This is a genomic window from Pseudomonas sp. SDO5271_S396 (assembly GCF_054071795.1).
Genome location: NZ_JBSVWB010000002.1, coordinates 201,246 through 223,456 on the forward strand (window position 1 = coordinate 201,246; position 22,211 = coordinate 223,456).

19 protein-coding genes are annotated in these 22,211 nt (G+C 60.9%); 10 read left to right on the plus strand and 9 right to left on the minus strand.

The window, feature by feature from the left end:
- Window positions 1-73: 73 nt before the first annotated feature.
- On the minus strand, window positions 74-955 hold the full coding sequence (gene rarD, locus ACW9IN_RS02640; protein WP_457364427.1) for an EamA family transporter RarD: 882 nt from the start codon (window positions 953-955) through the stop codon (window positions 74-76).
- 136 nt (window positions 956-1,091) lie between these two features.
- Here rarD and ACW9IN_RS02645 point away from each other — a divergent pair, with 136 nt between their 5' ends.
- Entirely contained in the window at window positions 1,092-1,568 is a 477-nt protein-coding gene (locus tag ACW9IN_RS02645; protein ID WP_457364428.1) for an Lrp/AsnC family transcriptional regulator, read from the plus strand.
- On the opposite strand, the gene ACW9IN_RS02650 is transcribed toward ACW9IN_RS02645, so the two are convergent.
- Both ACW9IN_RS02650 and ACW9IN_RS02655 read right to left on the minus strand, forming a co-directional pair.
- Window positions 1,565-2,572, minus strand: a complete 1,008-nt coding sequence (locus tag ACW9IN_RS02650; RefSeq protein WP_457364429.1) for an aldo/keto reductase — start codon at window positions 2,570-2,572, stop codon at window positions 1,565-1,567. The genes ACW9IN_RS02645 and ACW9IN_RS02650 overlap by 4 nt on opposite strands.
- An 81-nt stretch (window positions 2,573-2,653) precedes the next feature.
- Window positions 2,654-3,556, minus strand: coding sequence for a LysR family transcriptional regulator (locus tag ACW9IN_RS02655; RefSeq protein ID WP_457364430.1), 903 nt, complete (start codon window positions 3,554-3,556; stop codon window positions 2,654-2,656).
- Between the two features lie 101 nt (window positions 3,557-3,657).
- Between ACW9IN_RS02655 and ACW9IN_RS02660 the strand changes: the two genes are divergently transcribed.
- Complete coding sequence (locus ACW9IN_RS02660; protein WP_457364431.1) at window positions 3,658-4,362, plus strand: SDR family oxidoreductase; 705 nt, start codon at window positions 3,658-3,660, stop codon at window positions 4,360-4,362.
- A 251-nt stretch (window positions 4,363-4,613) separates the two neighbouring features.
- On the opposite strand, the gene ACW9IN_RS02665 is transcribed toward ACW9IN_RS02660, so the two are convergent.
- Window positions 4,614-5,924, minus strand: a complete 1,311-nt coding sequence (locus ACW9IN_RS02665) for an MFS transporter (RefSeq protein WP_457364432.1) — start codon at window positions 5,922-5,924, stop codon at window positions 4,614-4,616.
- Between the two features lie 172 nt (window positions 5,925-6,096).
- Here ACW9IN_RS02665 and ACW9IN_RS02670 point away from each other — a divergent pair, with 172 nt between their 5' ends.
- Both ACW9IN_RS02670 and ACW9IN_RS02675 read left to right on the plus strand, forming a co-directional pair.
- Complete coding sequence (locus tag ACW9IN_RS02670) at window positions 6,097-7,203, plus strand: sugar diacid recognition domain-containing protein (protein ID WP_457364433.1); 1,107 nt, start codon at window positions 6,097-6,099, stop codon at window positions 7,201-7,203.
- 91 nt (window positions 7,204-7,294) lie between these two features.
- Window positions 7,295-8,440: a glycerate kinase gene (locus ACW9IN_RS02675; protein ID WP_457364434.1), complete on the plus strand. Its 1,146-nt coding sequence runs from the start codon at window positions 7,295-7,297 to the stop codon at window positions 8,438-8,440.
- Between the two features lie 14 nt (window positions 8,441-8,454).
- On the opposite strand, the gene ACW9IN_RS02680 is transcribed toward ACW9IN_RS02675, so the two are convergent.
- Complete coding sequence (locus ACW9IN_RS02680; protein ID WP_457364435.1) at window positions 8,455-9,147, minus strand: aspartate/glutamate racemase family protein; 693 nt, start codon at window positions 9,145-9,147, stop codon at window positions 8,455-8,457.
- 164 nt (window positions 9,148-9,311) lie between these two features.
- On the opposite strand from ACW9IN_RS02680, the gene ACW9IN_RS02685 reads away from it, so the two are divergent.
- Window positions 9,312-9,983 carry a DUF3313 domain-containing protein gene (locus tag ACW9IN_RS02685; protein ID WP_457364436.1) on the plus strand — a complete coding sequence of 224 codons (672 nt, stop codon included), beginning with the start codon at window positions 9,312-9,314 and terminating at the stop codon, window positions 9,981-9,983.
- 255 nt (window positions 9,984-10,238) lie between these two features.
- Here ACW9IN_RS02685 and ACW9IN_RS02690 read toward each other — a convergent pair whose 3' ends face one another.
- Both ACW9IN_RS02690 and ACW9IN_RS02695 read right to left on the minus strand, forming a co-directional pair.
- Entirely contained in the window at window positions 10,239-11,639 is a 1,401-nt protein-coding gene (locus ACW9IN_RS02690; RefSeq protein WP_457364437.1) for a DUF1254 domain-containing protein, read from the minus strand.
- 128 nt (window positions 11,640-11,767) lie between these two features.
- On the minus strand, window positions 11,768-12,133 hold the full coding sequence (locus tag ACW9IN_RS02695) for a response regulator (RefSeq protein ID WP_457364438.1): 366 nt from the start codon (window positions 12,131-12,133) through the stop codon (window positions 11,768-11,770).
- 276 nt (window positions 12,134-12,409) lie between these two features.
- Here ACW9IN_RS02695 and ACW9IN_RS02700 point away from each other — a divergent pair, with 276 nt between their 5' ends.
- The 5 genes from ACW9IN_RS02700 to ACW9IN_RS02720 all read left to right on the plus strand — a co-directional run bounded on the left by ACW9IN_RS02700 (window position 12,410) and on the right by ACW9IN_RS02720 (window position 18,989).
- On the plus strand, window positions 12,410-15,913 hold the full coding sequence (locus tag ACW9IN_RS02700) for a response regulator (RefSeq protein WP_457364485.1): 3,504 nt from the start codon (window positions 12,410-12,412) through the stop codon (window positions 15,911-15,913).
- Window positions 15,914-16,744 (plus strand): CheR family methyltransferase, encoded by an 831-nt coding sequence (locus tag ACW9IN_RS02705; protein WP_457364439.1) that lies wholly within the window; start codon window positions 15,914-15,916, stop codon window positions 16,742-16,744.
- Window positions 16,741-17,346, plus strand: a complete 606-nt coding sequence (locus tag ACW9IN_RS02710; protein ID WP_457364440.1) for a chemotaxis protein CheB — start codon at window positions 16,741-16,743, stop codon at window positions 17,344-17,346. Before ACW9IN_RS02705 ends, ACW9IN_RS02710 begins: the two co-directional genes overlap by 4 nt.
- Window positions 17,340-18,533 carry a hybrid sensor histidine kinase/response regulator gene (locus tag ACW9IN_RS02715; protein ID WP_457364441.1) on the plus strand — a complete coding sequence of 398 codons (1,194 nt, stop codon included), beginning with the start codon at window positions 17,340-17,342 and terminating at the stop codon, window positions 18,531-18,533. Before ACW9IN_RS02710 ends, ACW9IN_RS02715 begins: the two co-directional genes overlap by 7 nt.
- Before the next feature lie 78 nt (window positions 18,534-18,611).
- The gene (locus tag ACW9IN_RS02720) at window positions 18,612-18,989 is read left to right on the plus strand and encodes a response regulator (protein ID WP_003217591.1); all 378 of its coding nucleotides are present in this window, start codon (window positions 18,612-18,614) and stop codon (window positions 18,987-18,989) included.
- A 39-nt stretch (window positions 18,990-19,028) separates the two neighbouring features.
- On the opposite strand, the gene ACW9IN_RS02725 is transcribed toward ACW9IN_RS02720, so the two are convergent.
- Both ACW9IN_RS02725 and ACW9IN_RS02730 read right to left on the minus strand, forming a co-directional pair.
- Entirely contained in the window at window positions 19,029-20,699 is a 1,671-nt protein-coding gene (locus ACW9IN_RS02725) for an ATP-binding protein (RefSeq protein WP_457364442.1), read from the minus strand.
- Entirely contained in the window at window positions 20,696-22,198 is a 1,503-nt protein-coding gene (locus ACW9IN_RS02730) for an ATPase domain-containing protein (protein WP_457364443.1), read from the minus strand. Before ACW9IN_RS02730 ends, ACW9IN_RS02725 begins: the two co-directional genes overlap by 4 nt.
- Window positions 22,199-22,211 lie beyond the last annotated feature (13 nt).

Here is a 22,211-nt window from a genome sequence, read left to right on the forward strand (position 1 = left end):
TTTTGTGTGCAGCTCCGCAGCCCGGCGCGGGCGGTGCGACGATTCGACAAGCCAGCTCACCACAAAAACATGTCTACACCTTGCGCTGATGTGCCAGGTGCTTGAAGCCCTCATACACCAGCACCATCACCGCCAGCCAGATCGGAATGTACGTCAGCCATTCGCCTGCCTTGATGCCTTCCCCCAGCAGCAACGCCACCGCCAGCAACAGGACCGGCTCCACATAACTGAGCAGCCCAAACAGGCTGAACGCCAGCAAGCGGCTGGCAACGATATAGCTCACTAACGCCGACGCACTGATCACGCCGAGCATCGGAATCAGCGCATACAACTTCTGATGGGCATCCAGCACTGCAAACCCCTGGTCGCCACTCTGTACGAACCACCAGGCCACCGGCAGCATCAAGGCCATGTCCAGCCACAGGCCGCCGAGGTGATCCGTCGCCAAGTATTTGCGCACCACGAAATAGATCGGGTAGCCGATGATCACCACCAGTGTCGCCCAGGAAAACCCGCCTGCCTGATACAACTCGTTCAGCACGCCGAGGGCGGCAAACATCACCGCGACCGTTTGCAGGCGTGACAAGCGCTCACCGTAGACCAGGCGCCCGGTCAGCACCATGGTCAGCGGCAGCAGGAAATACCCCACCGAAACATCCAGGCTGCGCCCGTTGAGCGGTGCCCACATGAACAGCCATAACTGCACCCCGAGCAATGCCGAAGAAGCCAGTGCGCCGATGATCAGTTGTGGCTGGGCCGCAAGCCTGCGCAACAACTCCCATGCCCGACGCCATTCGCCACTGATCAGCATGAATACCGTCATGCACGGCACCGTCAGCAGCATGCGCCAGCCAAAAATCTCCAGGCCGCTCAAGGGGGTCAGCAGTGACGTGAAGTAATACATCACGGCGAACAACACCGAAGCCAAGACCGATAACACAACACCTTTAGACACGCTGTCCTCGCGAAAACCGATTGATATAAAAAGAGAGGGGGAGTTTCAAGGTGGGAATATATTGCTTTTGAGGTGAGACGTTTGTTCTGTTTTACGGCATCTTATGGGAAATTTTCTCACGCCCAGGTTCGTTCGGATGTCGATCACAGACCAGTCGCCCCTCGATGCTTTTGATATCGCCATTCTCCAGCACCTGCAACACGACAACACCACTGCGCTGCGGGTGATCGGCGAACAGGTGAATTTGTCGACCGCCGCCGTGCAGCGGCGGATCAAGCGCATGCAACAGAGCGGGACGATCACCGCCAATACGGCGGTGGTCAATCAGGAGCGAGTGGGTAAACCGATCACGATCCTGGTGGAGGTGCACGCCGAACGCACCCACATCGAAGACCTTGATGTACTCAAGGCACAAATGTCGATACCCCAGGTGCAGCAGTGCTATTACGTCACTGGCGATGCAGATTTCATGCTGGTGATCGTGGTGGAAACCATGAAGGCCTATGAGGCCTTGGCCCGGCAGTTGTTCTACGAAAACCGCAACATCAAGTGGTTTCGCAGCATCGTGGTGATGGACCGGGTCAAGGTCAGTCTGGAGGTGCCTCTGGATTAGCGCGCAATACGCCCTGACACAAAGTGGCTCACATCATTGAAGCCTGGCGTTGATGAGTGCCCCGGCGTCACCAGCGAGTCGATAAACGCTTCATCCTCCGCCGTGATCTTCACGTCCAGCGCGCCGGTGTAGGCGTCCCACTGTGCCTCGGTGCGCGGTCCGACAATCGCCGAACTCACCGCCTGATTGTTCAGCACCCACGCAATGGCAAACTCGACGATCCCCACACCACGGCCCTGGGTGTACTGCTGAATCTGTTGGGCGATACGCAGCGACTCCACGCGCCACTCGGTTTCCAGAATGCGCTTGTCCTGGCGCGCCGCACGGCTTCCGGCTTCAGGGGTAACATCCGGCGCGTACTTGCCGCTGAGCACACCACGGGCCAGCGGACTATAAGGCACCACGCCCAGACCATAGGCCGCCGCGGCGGTGATCTGCTCGACTTCGGCCTGACGATTGACGATGTTGTACAGCGGCTGGCTGATCACCGGTCGATCGACCCCCAGGCGCTCGGCCACGCGAATCACCTCGGCAATGCGCCAACCCCGGTAGTTGGACAGGCCCCAATAACGGATCTTGCCCTGGCGGATCAGATCGCCAATCGCCGAGACCGTAACCTCCAGCGGGGTGTTGTGGTCTTCACGGTGCAGGTAATAGATATCCAGATAATCGGTGTCGAGACGTGCGAGGCTGGCCTCCAGGGCGTTGAAAATCCGTTTACGGCTCAGCCCGCTGCGGTTGGGCACACCGTCCGTGGGGCCGATGGCCACTTTGGAGGCCACCACCCAGTCATCACGGTGACGGGCAATGGCCTCGCCGACGATTTCTTCCGAGCGCCCGCCGGTGTACACGTCGGCCGTGTCGATAAAATTGATGCCCTGGTCCCAGGCCTTGTCGATGATGCGCAGCGAGTCCTCGGTGTTGGTCTGTTCGCCAAACATCATGGTGCCCAGGGTCAAGGCGCTGACCTTCAACCCGGACTGGCCCAATGTGCGATAAATCATGCAAAGCTCCTCTAGGCGGTGAAACGTGACTTATGCAATAGCAGACTCGCAGGCTCTGGAACAAGCCCTGCGTGCGTTTCTTCATGGACGGAGCAACGTCGCGCAACGCTCCTGGAGAAATCGGTGCAGCACTTTCACCCGCTCCGACACTTGCAATCGATGTGGGCACATCAGATTGAACGGCGCTGGCTCGCCTTGCCATGCCTCGAACAGCGGCACGAGCCGACCTGCCGCTATATCACCCACCACATCAAGCCGGGCCTTGTAGGCAATGCCGTGCCCGGCCAATGCCCAGCGGCGCACGACTTCGCCGTCATCGCTGAGAAAGTCCCCGGTCACTTCCACCTCCTGCCATTCGTTGTGCTGGCGAAAGCGCCAGGTCTTGCTCACCTGACCTCGACGCATGTACCGCAGCGCGCTGTGACGGGACAGTTCCATGGGCTCTTGTGGCGTGCCGTGGCGCGCCAGGTAGTCCGGACTGGCGCAGGCGACGCGGCAATGATCCGGCGCAATGGGCAGCGCCACCAGGCTGGAGTCCTGCGGCACACCGAAACGCAGGGCAATGTCCACGGTGTCACGGAACAGGTCGGCGTTGCTGTCGTTGAGCAATAACTGCAAACGGATATGGGGATGCTGCGCCTTGAACTCATTGAGCCAGCCCAGCACCACGTTGCGCCCGAAATCCGACGGTGCCGCCAATTGCAGCAGGCCGGTCAGCCCCTGGCTCTGTTGTTTGAGTGCCTGTTCACCTTCGGACAAGGCCGCCAGCGCCACGCGAACGCTGTCGAGGTAGCGTCGACCCTCTTCGGTCAGCCGCATGCTGCGGGTGGAGCGCGCCAGCAAGCGGCTGCCCAGACGACTCTCCAGGCGCTTGAGGGCAATGCTGGCCGCTGCGGGGGTCAGGCCCAGCCCGCGCGCGGCTGCAGACAAACTGCCGGTATCGGCGGTGCGCACGAAAACTTCCAGGTCGAGGATCGAGCTCATTTATAAAAATCCTTTAAAGATCTTGTCGTTTTACCGGGATTTTTCTTCGATTGCCAAGCTGGGAGGATGAACGCTCACTTTCTGAACCAGGACATTCCTTCATGACTTCTTCCCTGAAAGGCAAAACCGTCATTGTGATCGGTGGCAGCAGCGGTATCGGCGCGGCGGTGGCCAAAGCGGCGGCGGAACGTGGCGCGCAGGTGGTATTGGCTGGACGACGCTTGGTATCGGCTGCCGAAAACGGCCTGCGCAGCGAACCGGTGGATGTCACCGACAGCGCTTCCCTGCAACGACTCTTCGAGACGGTGGGGCGCTTTGATCACCTGGTCTACACCTCCGGTCCGTCAGTGCGCGCCAAGAGCTTGATCGACACAGATCTTGATGAGGCGCAGGAAAACTTCAACGTGAAGCTCTGGGGCTCCCTGCGCGCGATTCAACACGCACTGCCGTTCCTGAGCGAGCACGGCAGCATCACGCTGACCTCCGGACAACTGGGGCGTAAGGCGGTGGCCGGGCAGTTCATCAAGACCGGCATCAATGCCGCAACCGAGGCATTGGGCAAGCAGTTGGCCAAGGAACTGGCTCCGCGCCGGGTCAATGTGGTCAGCCCGGGGGTGATCGACACACCGGCCTACGCCGGGCTCACTGAAGAGCAGCGCCTGGCGATGTTCGCCAAGGCCGGTGCGGCCCTGCCGGTCGGCCGTGTGGGGCGGGGAGAGGACGTGGCGGCGGGGTATGTGCTGGCGATGGAGAACGGCTTTGTGACCGGCGCCGTGATCGATATCGACGGCGGTGGCCTGCTCTGATCCTGGCCGAGTTTTCCTCGCTCAGTACAAAAAAAGCCGCTCGCCACCACAAAACCTTGGTTTGAAAAATACTCACTGTGGTGAGCAGGCTTGCCGAATCGTCGTACCGCCTGCGCCGGGGCGCGAAGCGGCCCTGAGATCAGGCGCCGCATTCTGTCTGACGGGATGCGGCGTTTTTATTGGGGCGGCTGCGCCACCCAGCGCGGGCGGTGCGACGATTCGACAAGCCCGCTCACTACAAACCCAGGGGCTCAGACCTTCAGGGTACGGGTCATACGCAGCGCCAGCACGCTGCCGGCCACAATCACGCCCGCCAGCAGATACAACGCCATGTCCGTGGACCCGGTCGCATCCTTGACGAACCCGACGATATACGGGCTCAGGAAACCGGCCATCTGGCCCATGGAGTTGATCAGCGCCAGGCCACCCGCTGCTGCACCCGCGCTGAGCAGGGCAGTGGGCACGGGCCAGAACATCGGCAGGCCGGTGAGCGCGCCCATGGTGGCAATGGTCAGGCCGAGGATGGCAATGGCCGGGGTCGTGGCGAAATTCACCGCGATGATCAGGCCCACTGCGCCCATCAGCATTGGCACTACCAAGTGCCAACGACGCTCCTTGCGCAAGTCGGCAGAACGGCCCACCAGCAACATGAACACCGCCGCCAGCAGATACGGGATCGCACTCAGCCAGCCGATCACCAGGTTATCGCTGAAACCCAGGTTCTTGATGATCGACGGCAGCCAGAAGTTGATGGCGTACACACCGCTCTGGATGCAGAAGTAGATCAGGCCGAACGCCCAGATCGCCGGGTTTTTGAACACTTCGGCCAGGGAGTCGCTGGTGGTTTTCGGTTTATTTGCCAGGTCAGTCGCCTGATCGGCTTCCAGCACCGCGCGCTCATGGGGCGTGAGCCACTTGGCGTTGGCAAAGTTGTCGCTGAGCAGGAAGTAGGCGAGGGCGCCGAGGATCACGGTCGGGATGCCTTGCAGCAGGAACATCCAGTGCCAGCCGGCCAGGCCACCCTGGCCCGCGGCAAAATGGTTGAGGATCCAGCCGGAGAACGGGCTGCCGAGCAGGCCCGACACCGGGATCGCCGACATGAACAACGCCATGATTCGTCCACGGCGGAAGGTTGGGAACCACTGCGAAAGGTACAACACCACTCCGGGGAAAAAGCCGGCCTCGGCGGCACCGGTGAACAAGCGCAGGGTGTAGAAGTGCGTGGGGGTGGTGACGAACAGCAGGCAGGTCGACAACGTACCCCAGGCAATCATCATCAGCGCAATCCAGCGCCGCGGGCCGAACTTGGTCAGCGCCAGGTTGCTCGGCACGCCGCACAGCACGTAGCCGATGAAGAAGATGCCGGCACCAAGGCCGTATACCGTTTCGCTGAATTTCAAGGCGTCGAGCATCTGCAACTTGGCGAAGCCGACGTTGACGCGATCGAGGTAGTTGAACAGGTAGCAGATGAAAATGAAGGGGATCAGGCGCAGGATGATGCGCTTGTAGACAGCGTTTTTGTCGTCATCGTTGGCCTGGGCGGCAGCGGCGCTCTGTGACATGGCGTTCTCTCTTTATTATGATTTTGTGCGATGCAAAGGTAACGTTGATCGCCTGAAGAGTCTCGGCCACGTTGCCGGGTGATGTCTTTGTGCTCGCGCACAGTCAAGCCTGTTTTGCGCTGTGCCTATGAACAACCCGCTTTCAAGAACATCTTTTAAGGAGATGGGCTCCATGTTCGAGCTGGATCATGACTTGGCCCAGGATATCGTCGACCGCACCATGGCCATCCTGCCCTATAACGTCAACGTCATGGACAGTCAGGGGCTGATTCTCGGCAGCGGCGAACCCGAACGCATCAACACCCGGCATGAAGGCGCGCAATTGGTGCTGGCCAACGGTCGCGTGGTGGAAATCGACGGCCAGACCGCCAAGCACCTCAAGGGCGTGCAACCGGGCATCAACCTGCCGCTGCTGCACGACCAGCGCCTGATCGGCGTGCTGGGCATCACTGGCGAACCGGAGCTGTTGCGCACCTATGCGGAACTGGTGCGCATGACCGCCGAGATGCTGGTCAGCCAGCGCCATCAACAGGCCGAGCAGCAATGGCGCCGCCAGCGTTGCGACGATTTGCTGGCCTTGCTCCTGGCCGAGACCGGTGACTCACCACGCCTGGTGGACGAAGCCCTGCAACTGGGGCTCAAACCGCAGATGACGCGCACGCCCTATCTGTTCGAGCTGGGTGTCGGCCAATCGGCGGAGGCCTTGAGCGCCTGGTTGAGCAGCCGCTACCCGGACAGCTGGTGTGTCAGCTCGGCGCAGTTTTCGTTGCTGTGGTGTCGTCCAGCCGCCGCGCCCGTGGACAACCCCCGGCTGCTGGAAAAACTCGACAGCCTGGGCTGGAATGTGTTGCGCGTGGCGGTGGGCGGACAGGCCGATGGCTTGGCCGGGCTGCGCCGCTGTTATCGCCGCGTCGGCGATTTACTCGCTTATGGTCGTGATGTGCTGCCGCACACCCGCTTGTTGATCCTCAATCGCTACCGTCTGCCGGTCATGCTCTGGCGCCATCGCAACGACGATGCCCTGGACGAATTGCTCAGCCCCTTGCGCAAGGTGCTGGCCAAGGACACCAATGGACAGCTATTGGCCACGCTGCGCAGTTGGTGCGAGCACGACGGCCAGAGCCAGGCCTGTGCCGATGCTCTGGGTATCCACCGCAACAGCCTGCGCTACCGCATGGAGCGCATTGCCGAACTCAGTGGCGTCGATCCACTGACCCTGGACGGCATGCTTGCGTTGTACCTTGGCGTGCAGTTGTTGCCTCAACCTTTGTCGGAATGAACAACAAAGCTCACCCACACTTGTGCATCGGACCGGCGTCAGCAGCGGTGCCAACTGGCAGCATGGGCGTTATAAAAACCGGAGAAAGCCCATGAAAGTCATCATCGCCCCCGATTCGTTCAAGGACAGCCTGAGCGCTGCAGGCGTCGCCCAGGCCATCGCCGACGGGCTGTCCCAGGTCTGGCCGGATGCACAACTCATCCAGTGCCCGATGGCCGATGGTGGTGAAGGGACGGTGGATGCTGTGCTCGCCGCCTGTAACGGTGAGTTGCGCCGCCAATGGGTGCAAGGCCCCTTGGGTGTGACAGTGGAGGCGCGCTGGGGCTGGCTTGCCGACAGTCATACCGCAATCATCGAAATGGCCGAAGCCAGCGGCCTGCAATTGGTGCCACCGGGGCAGCGCGATGCCTGCTCAAGCAGCACCTATGGCACCGGCGAGCTGATCCGCGCGGCCCTCGACCTCGGTGCGCAGCGCATCATCCTGGCGATTGGCGGCAGTGCCACGAATGATGGCGGTGCGGGTGCGATGCAGGCGCTGGGCGTGCAACTGTTCGACGCCCAGGACCAGGCGTTGCCACCTGGCGGGCTGGCCCTGGCGCGACTGGCGCGCATAAGCCTCAAGCAGCTTGACCCACGCCTTGCCGATGTCCGCTTCGAAATCGCAGCCGACGTCAACAACCCCCTGTGCGGCCCCCACGGCGCTTCGGCGATTTTCGGCCCGCAAAAAGGCGCCAATCCCGACCAGGTGCTACAACTGGACGCTGCCCTTGGCCACTTCGCCGAGCACTGCGCCCGAGTACTGCCCAGGGACGTACGCGATGAGCCCGGCAGCGGCGCCGCCGGTGGCCTGGGTTTTGCGGCCAAGGCCTTTCTCGGCGCGCAGTTCCGTGCCGGCGTAGAGGTCGTCGCCGAGTTGGTCGGACTGGAAAACGCCGTACGCGGCGCCGATCTGGTCATTACCGGTGAAGGGCGTTTCGACGCCCAGACCCTGCGCGGCAAAACCCCGTTTGGTGTAGCCCGTATCGCCCGGCAACACGGCGTTCCGGTCATCGTGATTGCCGGCACCCTGGGCGACGGCTACGAACAGATGTATGCCCACGGCGTCGATGCCGCGTTTGCATTGCCCGCAGGCCCCATGAACCTGGAACAGGCATGCAGCGAGGCGCCGCGATTGCTGCGTGAGCGGGCAGTGGATATCGCGCGGGTGTGGCGGGTGGCTACGTTGCACGGTCGGTAGAGGCGTGGCGCTCCTTAATCCTGCAGTGCAAACGCCACCGCTGCCTGCGCATGCAGCTCGGTGGTGTCCAACAGCGGCAGGTCACTGTGTTCGGGCTTGATCAGCAAGCCGATTTCCGTGCAACCCAGGATGATCGCCTGGGCGCCGCGGGCGGCCAGAGACTCGATCACGCGTTGGTAGACCTCGCGTGAGGCGTCGCTGATCACGCCAACGCACAGTTCTTCGTAAATGATCCGGTGCACGGCTTGGCGTTCGTCGGCGTCCGGCACCAGAACATTCAAGCCCTGGGCGGCCAGGCGGGATTTGAGAAAGTCCTGTTCCATGGTGAAGGCGGTGCCCAACAGGCCCACGGTCAAGGTGCCGGCTTGAACGGCTGCGGCGCCGGCAGCATCGGCGATATGCAGGAAGGGGATCGACACCGCGGACTGGATGCGCGGTGCCACCAGATGCATGGTGTTGGTACACAGCACTACGCACTCTGCGCCACCAGCCTCCAGACGGCGGGCGGCGTCTTCGAGGATCAGCGCAGTGTCGTCCCAGCGCCCGGCGTGCTGAGCCTGTTCAACCGGGCCGAAGTCGACGCTGTACATCAACAGTTGCGCCGAGCGCAGCGGGCCGAGCTGGTCGCGTACGCGCTGGTTGATGATGCGGTAATACTCGGCGCTGGACTCCCAGCTCATGCCGCCGATCAGGCCGATGGTGCGCATGCGATGCTCCTGACAAAGAAAGTCGCCTCACCTTACCCATCGGGCTTCGATTAGTCATACGCAGTTGTCGGCGAAATGACCGGTGCAGTTATGCGACAGCGCTATTTCCCCAGATTTCGCTATACCTACAGCTCCATGTTTCGATGATCGTCAGGGAGTTGAAGATGAACACACGGCGAATGATCAGCACACTGTGCCTCGCTGCAATCGGAATGAGCGGCTGTGCCAGCCAGATCACCCCACCCGAGGAGTACTCGGGTTTTCTCTCGGATTACAGCCAGCTCAAGGAAGCCAAGTCCCCATCGGGCGCTGAAGTGATGCGCTGGGTCGACCCGCAACTGGACCTGAGCCGCTACCACGCGGTGTACATCGAGCCGACCCAGTTCTACCCCAAGCCGCAGCCCACCGCGAAGATCCCCGACAGCACCCTCAACGGCATCAATACGTACTACAACCAGGCGCTGAAGCGTGAACTGGAAAAGTCCCTGCCATTGGCCAACGCACCGGCGCCGGGCGTGATTGTGGTGCGTGCAGCCATCACGGCGGTCAGCAGCAAGACCGAAGCGCTCAAACCCTATGAGTATGTGCCGGTGGCCTTGGTGGTGGCGGCGGTCAGTACCGGCACGGGTATGCGTGACCAGGAAACCACGCTGGGCACCGAGGCGCAGTTTCTCGACGGTGCCAGCGGCAAGGTCCTGGCCCAGGTGGTGCGCAAGGGCACCGGCAAGCCTCTGTCCAACGAGGCGCAAGTCATGAAAGCAGAGGATGTGAAGGGCGTGATCGATGGCTGGGCGTCGGATTTGCACCAATCCTACGTGAAGCTGGAAAAACATTAGCAGGGGGCAGGTTTTGTCCGGTTTTGGGACCGCTTCGCGCCCCAGCGCAGGCGGTGCGACGATTCGACAAGCCTGCTCACTACAAAAGCGGATCCACTGTAGTGAGCGGGCTTGTCCCGCGCTGGGCTGCGAAGCGGCCCCAATAAGGCCGTCGCGTTTATCCAGCCAGTTCGTGGTTTCAGGTTTCAGGGGCGCTGCGCACCCCGGCGCAGGACAAGCCTGCTCACCACAAAAAACGCGTGGTGGGCAGGGGAGTTACTTGAGCGGAACCAGCGGTGGCAGTTTCCACTGACCGTTGACGGCCTCGGGCTTGGGCAGGTAGATGCGCAACACCGCGTAGAAAGGACCGGTGGGCGCCGGCAGCCAGTTGCTCTGTTCATCCTTGGGCGGCTCATGGTGTTGCAGGGCCAGGGTCAGGCCACCGTCGGCATCGCGCTTCAAAGTCGACAGCATGTGCGAGTTGATCTCGTAGCGCTTCTTGTGGTTCGACACCAACAGTTTGGTCTTGGCGTCGTACATGGTCAGCGCCCAGAATGCGTCGGCCGGGGGCAGTTGGTCCTTGGCAAACCGTACGATGTAGCTGTGGCGTGCACCGTTGGCGGGCTTGCCTTCGCTGTCCAGGGTGTAGCGCAGGGCGATCGACTCATCGGCCGAGTTGCCGAAGATGTTCTGGATGGCACCGGCGTAGCGGTACAGGTAGTTGTTTTTCAGGCGGTCGCGGCTACCGAACAGCTCGCTGTTGGCGACGGCATGGGTGTCGAGCTTGTCTTTCTTGAACGCGGCGTATTCGGCGCGCGCGTCGGAAATGCCGTCATCCAGCGCCTTGCGTTGTTCGGCGGTCAGTTGATTGACCTTGAATGGCGCGCCGGGGGCGATGCCGATTTTGGCGAAACGGGCCAGCAGGTCTTTTTCGCTGTCCTGGGGCGCGGCGAACGTCAGCATGAAGTTCAGGTAGCGAAACAATTGCGGGCCTTCGGTCATGGTCGCCGTCGGCTTGGGCCATTCGATCTTCGGCACACTGGCGGGGGCGGCCTGCTTCACGTAGTTGCTCAGCGACTGCACCTTGTAGCCATTCTGGATCTGCTTGACCTTGTTCAAGTCCTTTTCGTCGAACAACTGCGTGCGGTACAGCGCCACGGCGATGTTGCTCTCGCTGTAGACCACGCGGTCCACGTCCACCGGCTGCTGCCCCTTCCAGCCGGGACCGGCGATCATGTAGTGGCCACCGTTGTTGCCGGTACTACGGGTGCCCAGGTACGCGAAGTTCTGCGTATAGAGGTCCATCAGTTGCACGGAGTAGTAGCGGTTGTCTTCGATCCTGGGCAGGGTCAGTACCAACGGCTCGCGGCGCAGATCCATCCACACGAAGGAGTAGGGCGTGTCCGGGTTCGGCGTGGCGAACGCGGTGTCCTTGGGGGTGAACACCTGGGCGGTATTGCCAATGTGGTTGAACGATGCCTTGAAATTGACACCACCCTTGTCAACAGCCTGGGTGTAAAGCGTCTTGTACATTTCCACCACCGGATAGCCATACAGGTAGGCTTCCTTGGCAATGGCGCGCGCTTCGTCGGGAGTTGCCGAGAAGTCGGCCCAGGCACCGGTGCTCATGACTATCGAGAGGCTCGCCAACAGCAGGCGCGTCGGTTTTCCAATCATGGGGTTGCGTCCTTCCAGAGATCTTTTCAAAGGCGGGGGTATCAAAGCGCCGAGTTTCGCGTTTTATTCGCCTGACGTCACGTTAATCCCGGCGGGTAGCGTGACGTGGGCGGACGGATTCGGCTGGATCAGACGCTCGGCAGCATCGCCTTGACCTTGTCACGCAACTGATCGATGGAAAAAGGCTTGCCGATCATCTGCATGCCGCTTGGCAGGTCGATAGTCTCGGCGTAGCCGCTGGCAAACAGGATGGGCAGGGCGGGGCGCAGTGCGCGAACCTTGTTTGCCAGGTCTTTGCCATCCATGTCAGGCAGGCCGACGTCGGTCATCATCAGGTCGATAACCTGATCCGGGGCATTGACGATCGTGAGGGCCTCTTTGGCATCGGCGGCCTCAAGCACCTGAAACTCCAGTTCTTCAAGTACATCGACGATCAGCATGCGTACGATAGCGTCATCTTCGACTACAAGGATGGTGGAGGCAGCGGCGGACATAAGTAGGGTTCCCGAGAAGTGGAGGTGCAGGTCTTGATCGAATACAGACCATCCTCTAATGAGTCATGACAATCTCGGCAAGTTCCCGGCTTGGGGATGGCATTGTGAAGGCATTCGCCGGGAATGTCTCGCTTGAACCGTTCAAACCGGTCTGGGCCCGCGCTTTGATTCGAATGAATCAGTAGGCATTTGCGCCAAGTTGTCGCGTAAACATAGCCCTGGCCATCGACTTTGGGGCAAACTCCCGGTTTTCCCGTACCAGGCCAAGGCATGCCCATGACTCCCGTGTCGTCCATCGATGAAAAGAGCTTTCGTACGCTGCTGAGCCGCAACGTGGCGCTGCCACTGAGTGTGGGCGTGCTCAGCGCGGTGTTTTTCGTCTGCCTGATCACCTATCTGCTGACCGTGATCAAGTGGGTCGAGCACACCGACCGGGTGATCAATAACCTGAATGAGTCCTCCAAACTGACGGTGGACCTGGAAACCGGCCTGCGTGGCTTCCTGATCACCGGCGACGAGCATTTCCTCGATCCCTACGAAGTAGCCAAGCCGCGCATCATCGCCGACTTGCGCAACTTGCAGGACCTCGTATCGGACAACCCGCAGCAAGTAGACCGTCTCAAGCGCCTGGAAGCCATGCAGGTGGAGTGGAATACCTACGCTCAGTCGATGATTGACTTGCAGCGCTCCAGTGGCGACTACCGTGGCGCCGTCAAGGCGGGTCGGGGCAAGCGGCTGACCGATGAGATCCGCAGGGAGTACGACGATGCGGTGGCGATGGAGCAACAGTTCCGTATCGCGCGCAATGACGATGTGACCCGCACTACCATTATCAGCGTGACCCTCTACCTGGCGTTCGTATTGGGCCTGAGCGGCTTTCTGGCGTATATCGGTCGAAAGAATTTGCTATCTCTTTCAGAGAGTTACAGCGCAAACCTCGCATCACAACAAAGGACAGCACAACGCCTTCAACAGCAAGCCTGGCTGCGCAACGGCCAGACCGAACTGGCGGAGCAGGTGCTGGGTCAACTGACCCTGAACCTGCTGGGGCGCAATATCCTGCAGTTCTTCGCCCAATACATGGGCTCGGCGGTCGCTGCGCTGTACGTGCGCGAAGAGCACGGCGGCCTCAAGCGCGTGGCCACTTACGGATTCTCCCGTGAACAGGAACAACTGGAACAATCGATCTACAGCGATGAGGGCATCGTCGGCCAGGCCGCCCAGCTCGATCGCCTGATTCGTCTGGATGATGTGCCGGTGGACTATTTCAAGGTCAGCTCGGGCCTGGGCGAGGGCACCCCCCGTAGCGTGCTGGTGATGCCGACCAGCGATGATGACCGCGTCAATGGCGTGGTCGAGCTGGGTTTCCTGCGTCCGCTGGAAGAGCGCGACGTCGAACTGCTGGAACTGATTGCCGGCAACATCGGCACCTCCATCGAAGCGGCGCGCTATCGCCAGCGTCTGCAAGAGGTCTTGGCCGAGACCCAGCAACTCAATGAAGAGCTGCAAGTGCAGCAGGAAGAACTCAAGACCGCCAACGAAGAGCTGGAAGAGCAGTCACGCATCCTCAAGGAGTCCCAGGCTCACCTGGAAACCCAACAAGCCGAGCTTGAGCAGACCAACGAGCAACTGGCTGAACAGACCCAGACCCTGGCCGAGCAGCGCGACGCCATGGACCGCAAGAACGTCGAACTCAACGAAGCGCAGCGGGAGCTGGAAGACCGTGCCGAGGAGTTGCAGCGCTCCAGCAAGTACAAGTCCGAATTCCTCGCCAACATGTCCCACGAGCTGCGCACACCGCTGAACAGCTCGCTGATTCTGGCCAAACTGCTGGCCGAGAACCCCCAGGAAAACCTCAGCGCTGAACAGGTCAAGTTTGCCGAGTCGATTTATTCGGCGGGCAATGACTTGCTCAACCTGATCAACGACATCCTGGATATCTCCAAGGTGGAAGCCGGCAAACTGGAAATGCGTCCGGAGACCTCCAGCGTGTTGCGCCTGGTGGACGGTTTGCGCGGCATGTTCGAACCCCTGGCGGCTGACCGCAAGCTCGGTTTCAAGGTGGAAGTGCAGGACGGTACGCCGGACATGCTGTTCACCGACCGCCAACGCCTGGAGCAGATCCTCAAGAACCTGCTGTCCAACGCGCTCAAGTTCACCGAGCAGGGTGAAGTCAGCCTGTCGGTGTCCCGTGCACCGGGTGAAGGCATTGCGTTCAGCGTGCGCGATTCAGGGATCGGTATTGCCCCGGACCAGCAGGAAAGCATCTTCGAAGCCTTCCGCCAGGCCGACGGCACCACCAATCGACGCTATGGCGGCACCGGCCTGGGCCTGTCGATTTCCCGTGATCTGGCCACGCTGCTGGGCGGCTATATCAGCGTGAGCAGCGAGCCGGGCAAGGGCAGCATTTTCACCCTGGTACTGCCGGAGCAGTATGTGGAACGCGAGCAGGACATCGCCTCGGTCGAGGCGCCGCGTCAAGTGGTGGTCGCGCCTGTGCCGGCACCGACGCCGATCAAGGTGTCACCGATGCCGGTGGCCGACGCCCAGTTGATTCCGCGCTTCGCCGATGACCGTGACAAGGCGCCTTTCTCCAGTCGCTGCATCCTGGTGGTGGAAGACGAGCCTAACTTCGCCCGCATCCTGTTCGACCTGGCCCACGAACTGGGTTATCACTGCCTGGTGGCCCATGGTGCGGACGAAGGCTACAGCCTGGCCGAAGAATACGTGCCCGACGCCATCCTGCTGGACATGCGCCTGCCGGATCATTCCGGCCTGACCGTGTTGCAGCGGCTCAAGGAGCATGCCGACACCCGCCATATCCCGGTGCATGTGATTTCCGTGGAAGACCGCGTCGAAGCCGCCATGCACATGGGCGCGGTGGGTTATGCGGTAAAACCCACCACCCGTGAAGAGCTCAAGGACGTGTTCGCACGCCTGGAAGCCAAACTGACCCAGAAGGTCAAGCGCGTGCTGCTGGTGGAGGACGATGACTTGCAGCGCGACAGCATTGCCCGCCTGATCGGCGACGATGACATCGAAATCACCGACGTCGGGTATGCCCAGGCCGCCCTGGACCTGCTGCGCACCAATATCTACGACTGCATGATCATCGACCTCAAGCTGCCGGACATGCTCGGCAATGAGCTGCTCAAGCGCATGTCCACCGAAGATATCTGCTCGTTCCCGCCGGTGATCGTCTACACCGGGCGCAACCTGACCCGTGATGAAGAGGCCGATCTGCGCAAGTATTCACGCTCGATCATCATCAAGGGCGCGCGCTCGCCGGAGCGGTTGCTGGACGAAGTCACACTGTTTCTGCACAAAGTCGAATCCCAGCTGTCCCATGATCGCCAGAAGATGCTCAAGACCGCACGCAGCCGCGACAAGGTCTTCGAGGGGCGCAAGATCCTGCTGGTGGACGACGATGTGCGCAATATCTTCGCCCTGACCAGTGCCCTGGAGCACAAAGGCGCCGTGGTGGTGATCGGGCGTAACGGCCGCGAAGCCATCGACAAACTCAATGAAGTCGACGATATCGACCTGGTGTTGATGGACGTGATGATGCCGGAGATGGACGGCTACGAGGCCACTGCCTTGATCCGCCAGGACCCGCGCTGGAAAAAACTGCCGATCATCGCCGTGACGGCCAAGGCCATGAAGGACGATCAGGAGCGCTGCCTGGCGGCGGGTTCCAACGATTACCTGGCCAAGCCGATCGATCTGGATCGTCTGTTTTCACTGATCCGCGTCTGGCTGCCAAAGATGGAACGCATTTAAGTGGAGCGAAGTTTTTTGGAAAAAAGCAGCGATATCGAGCTGCGCCTGTTGATCGAGGCGATTTACCTCAAGTACAGCTACGACTTTCGCGACTACTCCGGCGCGTCGGTCAAGCGCCGCGTGGCCCACGCCTTGCGCCAGTTCGACTGCGCCACCATTTCCGCGTTGCAGGAGCGGGTGCTGCATGATCCGGCGGCGTTCATGCAATTGCTGCAGTTTCTGACGATTCCGGTGAGCGAGATGTTTCGCGACCCCTCGCACTTTCTCGCGATCCGCCAGGAGGTGGTGCCGCTGCTCAAGACCTACCCCTCGATCAAGATCTGGATCGCCGGTTGCAGCACGGGGGAGGAGGTGTACTCCATGGCCATTCTGCTGCGCGAGGAAGGCTTGCTGGAGCGTACGATCATTTACGCCACGGATATCAACCCGGCGTCCCTGGAGAAAGCCAAGCAGGGGATTTTTTCCCTGGAGAACGTGCGAGCCTACACCGCGAACTACCAGCAGGCGGGCGGGCAACGTTCATTTGCCGACTACTACACCGCGGCATACGATTACGCGATCTTCGACAAGAGTCTGCGTGAGAATGTCACCTTTGCCGATCACAGCCTGGCGACCGATAGCGTATTCTCCGAAACACAATTGATTTCATGCCGCAACGTACTGATTTATTTCAATAAAAAGTTGCAGGATCGGGCGTTTGGCCTGTTTCATGAATCTTTGTGCCATCGCGGCTTCCTGGTGCTGGGCAGCAAGGAAACCCTGGACTTTTCAGCCTACGGCAAACAGTTCGAACCCTTGGTCAAGCAGGAACGGATCTACCGAAAATCATGAATGCAACGGCGGCCACCCCGGTATCGGTTCCGGGTATAGAAGCAATCGTGATCGGTGCCTCCGCAGGCGGCGTCGAGGCATTGCTGACCGTGTTCGGGCAACTGCGCGAAGGCTTCGGTTTGCCGATCGTCACCGTGTTGCACTTGCCGGACGAACGTCGCAGCCAGTTGGCAGAAGTGTTTGGCCGCCGTGTGGCGATGCCCGTGGTCGAAGCACGGGACAAGGAACTGATCCAGCCCGGCACCCTGTATTTCGCCGGCCCCGGTTATCACTTGTCGGTGGAGCATGATCGTAGCCTGTCGTTGAGCCAGGAAGATCGCGTGCACCATTCAAGGCCTGCCATCGATTTCCTCTTTGAGTCTGCCGCCGACACCTACGGCAGGAGCCTGCTGGCCATTCTGCTGACGGGCGCCAACCATGACGGTGCGCGAGGCCTGGCCCACGTCAAACAACAAGGCGGAACCACTGTCGTGCAAGACCCCGCTGAAGCACGCGTTGCCGTTATGCCCCTTGCGGCTCTGGCCCTGCACACCCCCGACCATATTCTTCCGCTGAGCCGCATTGGCTCGCTGCTGGCTTCCCTGGAATCCTCCCCATGCTAAGTCCCATCCAGGCCAAATTGCTGATCGTCGACGATCTGCCGGAAAACCTGCTGGCCCTCGAAGCGCTGATCAAGCGCGAGGATCGCCAGGTGTTCAAGGCATTGAGCGCCGACGAGGCCTTGTCACTGTTGCTGGAGCACGAGTTCGCCATGGCGATTCTCGACGTGCAGATGCCCGGCATGAACGGTTTCGAGCTGGCCGAATTGATGCGCGGTACCGAGAAAACCAAAAACATTCCGATTGTGTTCGTCAGCGCCGCTGGCCGTGAACTCAATTACGCCTTCAAGGGCTATGAGAGCGGCGCCGTGGACTTCCTGCACAAACCGCTGGATATCCACGCGGTGAAAAGCAAGGTCAACGTATTCGTCGACCTGTATCGCCAGAGCAAGGCCATGAAGCAGCAGGTCGAAGCCCTGGAGCGCAGCCGGCGTGAACAGGAGCTGTTACTGACGCGCCTGCAGGCCACCCAGGCCGAATTGGAGCAGGCGGTGCGCATGCGCGACGACTTCATGTCGATCGTCGCCCACGAAGTGCGAACGCCGCTCAACGGGCTGATCCTGGAGACCCAGTTGCGCAAGATGCACCTGGCGCGAGACAACGCCGCTGCGTTCACCCTGGACAAGATGCATGCCATGGTCGACCGCGATGAACGTCAGATCCAGAGTCTGATCCGTCTGATCGAAGACATGCTCGACGTGTCGCGCATCCGCACCGGCAAATTGTCGATTCGTCCGGCTCGGTTCGATCTGGCGCAATTGGTCAATAACCTGGTGGAGAACTTTGCCCCGCAAGTGGCGGCGGCGGAATCGTCCATGCACCTGGTGGCCGAAGGCCCTGTGGAAGGTCATTGGGATGAGTTCCGTATCGAACAGGTGATTACCAATCTGCTGACCAACGCCTTGCGCTATGGAGCCAAGAGCCCGGTGGACGTGCGGGTGTATGCCGAACACGGCGAGGCTCGGGTGGAGGTGCGTGACCGCGGCATCGGCATCAGCGAAGAGAACCAGAAACGTATTTTCCAGCAGTTCGAGCGTGTGTCCGCCAGCCATGTGGCGGCGGGGCTGGGCCTGGGCCTGTTCATTTCCGAGCAGATCGTCGTGGCCCATGGCGGCACCATCGAAGTCGAAAGCCGGATCGGCGAGGGTGCGTTGTTTCGCATGTGCCTGCCGCTTGACGCCTCGGCATGAAATCAATCGTCGGCGCAACGCAACCTCTGCGTGACCCCATGGTCGTAATTGCAGCTATTGACCGGACAAAGGCTTCCCATGAGTGAAGATGCACAAGATGTCGTTCTCATCGTCGAGGACGACGAATCCATTATGTTTGTGCTGGGTGAATACCTGGCGGGCCTGGGCTATCGGGTGTTGAAGGCGATCGACGGGGAGCAGGCCTTCGAAATTCTTGCGACCAAGCCGCACCTGGACCTGATGGTCACGGACTACCGTCTGCCGGGTGGCATTTCCGGGGTACAGATTGCCGAGCCTGCGATCAAGCTGCGTCCGGAACTGAAGGTGATCTTCATCAGCGGTTATCCGCAGGAAATTCTCGACTGCAACAGCCCGATCACGCGCAACGCACCGATCCTGGCCAAACCGTTCGACCTGGATACGTTGCAGGAGCACATTCAGCGCTTGCTGGCCTGAACCCCCGCAGGGCTGCGCCGCAGCCCTGAGCGGCTTCAGTCAGTTCCGGATCATCTCCCGAACCTTGGCCGTCAGCAGGTCGAAGGTGAACGGTTTGGTGATCAACTGCATGCCCGGGTCGAGGAACCCGCCTCGCACCGCCGCATGCTCGGCATAGCCCGTGATAAACAGCACCTTGAGGTCGGGACGAATCTGCCGGCCGATTTCGGCCAACTGGCGGCCGTTCATGCCCGGCAGCCCGACATCACTGATCAACAGGTCGATGCGCTGGTCGGATTCGATGATCGGCACCGCCGTATCGGCGTCACCGGCCTCGACAAAACCATATCCCAGCTCCTTGAGTACGACGCTGACCAGCACCCGCACCGCCGGATCATCCTCGACGATCAGCACGGTCTCGCCGGCATTGGCGAACGGCAACAGCGCCGGATTCACGGCTTCTTCTGCTGCGACTTCACCCATGAAGCGCGGCAGGAACAGGCTGACCGTGGTGCCCTTGTCGACTTCGCTGTGAATCGTCACATGACCATGGGACTGGCGGGCAAAGCCGTAGATCATCGACAGACCCAGGCCGGTGCCCTGGCCGATCGGCTTGGTGGTGAAGAAGGGGTCGAACACGCGGCTGATCACGCCCTCCGGGATACCGCAGCCGGTGTCGCTGACGCTCAGTTCCACGTAGTCACCGGGCTTCAAGCTGCCATAGGCCGCCGTGAATACGCTGTCGAGGTGGCGGTTGGTGGTTTCCACCACCAGCTTGCCGCCGTTGGGCATGGCGTCCCGGGCGTTGATGACCAGGTTGAGCAGGGCACTTTCCAGTTGGTTGGGATCCGCTTCGGCGGTCCACAGTTGGCCATCCAGGCGCATGTCCAGGGCGATGCTTTCATTGATGCTGCGTTGCAGCAACTCGCCCATGGAGGTCACCAGATGGTTGAGCTCCACGGGCTTGGAGTCCAGAGACTGACGCCGTGAAAACGCCAGCAGACGGTGGGTGAGGCCGGCAGCACGGTTGGCCGAGGTTACGCCCAGGTCGATCAGGCTGTCGATGTCGTCCAGCCTGCCCCGGGCAACGCGCCTGCGCAGCAGTTCCAGGCTGCCGATGATGCCGGTGAGCATGTTGTTGAAGTCATGGGCGATGCCGCCGGTCAATTGGCCGACCGCTTCCATTTTCTGCGACTGGCGCAGCGCATCTTCGTTGTGACGCAGCTGCGCGGTGCGTTCTTCCACCTGTTGCTCGAGGGTTTCCAGGGTGCTTTGCAGGCGCTGCTCGCTCTGGCTCAAGTCCACCAGGCGGTCACGGGCCTCATACTGACGGCGCCGCCCGCGCAGAGCCGCGCTCACCAGGCTGATCAGAGTGACGGGGTGAAAAGGCCGCTCCAGAAACGTGACATTACCCAGCAGACCACTCAGGTGCGACGAGCCGTTCTGCTCGCTGCCGCCGTGATGGGTCATCAAGACAATGGGCAAATCAGACCAGGCCGGTTGCTGGTGCAATTGCTCCAGCAGCGGCTCAAGATCGACGCCGTGCAACGCTTCCGCTGCGATGATCAGCAATCCTGCGCCTTGTTCCAACGCCTCGCACATTGTTACCAGGCTGTCGGCGACGATACCGTGGTAGCCGGCTTCGTTGAGCATCATCAACGCCAGGGTACTGTCACGCCCCAGCGGGGCGAGAACAATTGCGCGTTCGGAAACGGGAGGCAAGTTGCTCACTGACCATTGTCCTTGAGCAGTGGAGCGCCTGCGCCCATGTAGTTGGGAACGCCGCGCAGCACGCCCTGGAACGCTTCCAGAGGCTCACCGATGGTCATGCCCTGAGCGCCGATGCGGTATTCGCGAATCGTCGACTCATGGCTGCCGGTGCGTTTCTTGATGATCGAGATGGCGCGACGCACCTTGCCCAGGGCTTCGAAGTAACGCAGCAGGATGACGGTGTCGGCCAGGTACGTAATGTCCACCGGGGCCTGCATGTCGCCCACCAGACCATGCTGGGCAACGGTCATGAAGGTCGCCGCACCGCGCCGGTTGAGGTACAGCAGCAGTTCGTGCATGTGCAGGATCAGCGCGTTCTCTTCCGGCATCGCGGCTTGATAACCGTTGACGCTGTCGATCACCACCGTCTTGATGCCGCGCTCATCGACGCAGCGTCGTACGCGGTGGGAAAACTCGCCGGGGGACAATTCGGCGGCGTCGACTTGCTCGATCAGCAGGTTGCCGGTGGCTTGCAGGGCCTGCAGATCGATGCCCATGTGTTTCATGCGCTCGAACAACAGCCCCAGTTCTTCATCGAAAATGAACAAGGCAGCCTTTTCGCCTCGGGCGACGGCGGCGGTAGCGAATATCATCGAAATCAGCGACTTGCCGGTACCTGCCGGGCCGAGGATCAGGCTGCTGGAGCCGGTTTCTATACCTCCACCCAGCAAGGCATCGAGCTCGCGAATGCTACTGGTGAGGGTTTCGCGTACATAGCCACTGCGGTGTTCGGCCGCCACCAGACGAGGGAAGACGTGCACGCCGTCCTGCATGATGGTGAAGTCATGGAAACCGCCACGGTACTTCTGACCACGGTACTTGACTACGCGAACCCGGCGGCGTTCGGCGCCATAGTTGGGCGTCAGTTCCTCCAGGCGAATCACGCCATGGGCCACACTGTGCACGGTTTTGTCGAGGGCTTCGGTGGTGAGGTCGTCCAGCAGCAGCACAGTGGCATCGTAGCGCACGAAATAATGCTTGATCGCCAGGATCTGCCGACGATAACGCAGTGAGCTTTGTGCCAGCAGCCGAATTTCAGACAGGCTGTCGATGACCACCCGGGTCGGCTTTACCCGCTCGACCACTTCGAAAATCTGTCGGGTGGCTTCCCCCAGCTCCAGGTCGGAGGAATACAACAGACTCTGCTGATGCTCGGCATTCAGCAGGTTTTCCGGTGGGGTCAGCTCGAATATTTCGATGTTGTCATCCAGCTCCCACCCATGGGAACTGGCGCCCTGGCGCAGTTCGCGCTCGGTTTCCGACAGGGTGATGTACAGCGAGCGTTCACCGTTTTGCGCACCGGCCCGCAAAAAGTGCAGGGCCACGGTGGTTTTACCGGTACCGGGTTCACCCTCCAGCAAGAACAGATGGCTGCGTGCCAGCCCACCAGCCAGAATGTCGTCAAGACCTTCGATCCCGGTGGCCGCCTTTTCACTCAACAGCGCGTTGGATGTAGACAAGGACTGCCCTCAT

Excerpts from the sequence above, each read along its gene's own strand:
- ACW9IN_RS02655 (WP_457364430.1), bottom strand. The coding sequence starts at position 3,556 with ATGAGCTCGATCCTCGACCTGGAAGTTTTCGTGCGCACCGCCGATACC.
- ACW9IN_RS02710 (WP_457364440.1), top strand. The coding sequence starts at position 16,741 with ATGAATGCAACGGCGGCCACCCCGGTATCGGTTCCGGGTATAGAAGCA.
- ACW9IN_RS02660 (WP_457364431.1), top strand. The coding sequence starts at position 3,658 with ATGACTTCTTCCCTGAAAGGCAAAACCGTCATTGTGATCGGTGGCAGC.
- ACW9IN_RS02720 (WP_003217591.1), top strand. The coding sequence starts at position 18,612 with ATGAGTGAAGATGCACAAGATGTCGTTCTCATCGTCGAGGACGACGAA.
- ACW9IN_RS02690 (WP_457364437.1), bottom strand. The coding sequence starts at position 11,639 with ATGATTGGAAAACCGACGCGCCTGCTGTTGGCGAGCCTCTCGATAGTC.
- ACW9IN_RS02670 (WP_457364433.1), top strand. The coding sequence starts at position 6,097 with ATGTTCGAGCTGGATCATGACTTGGCCCAGGATATCGTCGACCGCACC.
- ACW9IN_RS02715 (WP_457364441.1), top strand. The coding sequence starts at position 17,340 with ATGCTAAGTCCCATCCAGGCCAAATTGCTGATCGTCGACGATCTGCCG.
- ACW9IN_RS02645 (WP_457364428.1), top strand. The coding sequence starts at position 1,092 with ATGTCGATCACAGACCAGTCGCCCCTCGATGCTTTTGATATCGCCATT.
- ACW9IN_RS02700 (WP_457364485.1), top strand. The coding sequence starts at position 12,410 with ATGACTCCCGTGTCGTCCATCGATGAAAAGAGCTTTCGTACGCTGCTG.
- ACW9IN_RS02680 (WP_457364435.1), bottom strand. The coding sequence starts at position 9,147 with ATGCGCACCATCGGCCTGATCGGCGGCATGAGCTGGGAGTCCAGCGCC.
- ACW9IN_RS02685 (WP_457364436.1), top strand. The coding sequence starts at position 9,312 with ATGAACACACGGCGAATGATCAGCACACTGTGCCTCGCTGCAATCGGA.
- ACW9IN_RS02695 (WP_457364438.1), bottom strand. The coding sequence starts at position 12,133 with ATGTCCGCCGCTGCCTCCACCATCCTTGTAGTCGAAGATGACGCTATC.
- ACW9IN_RS02675 (WP_457364434.1), top strand. The coding sequence starts at position 7,295 with ATGAAAGTCATCATCGCCCCCGATTCGTTCAAGGACAGCCTGAGCGCT.
- ACW9IN_RS02665 (WP_457364432.1), bottom strand. The coding sequence starts at position 5,924 with ATGTCACAGAGCGCCGCTGCCGCCCAGGCCAACGATGACGACAAAAAC.
- ACW9IN_RS02650 (WP_457364429.1), bottom strand. The coding sequence starts at position 2,572 with ATGATTTATCGCACATTGGGCCAGTCCGGGTTGAAGGTCAGCGCCTTG.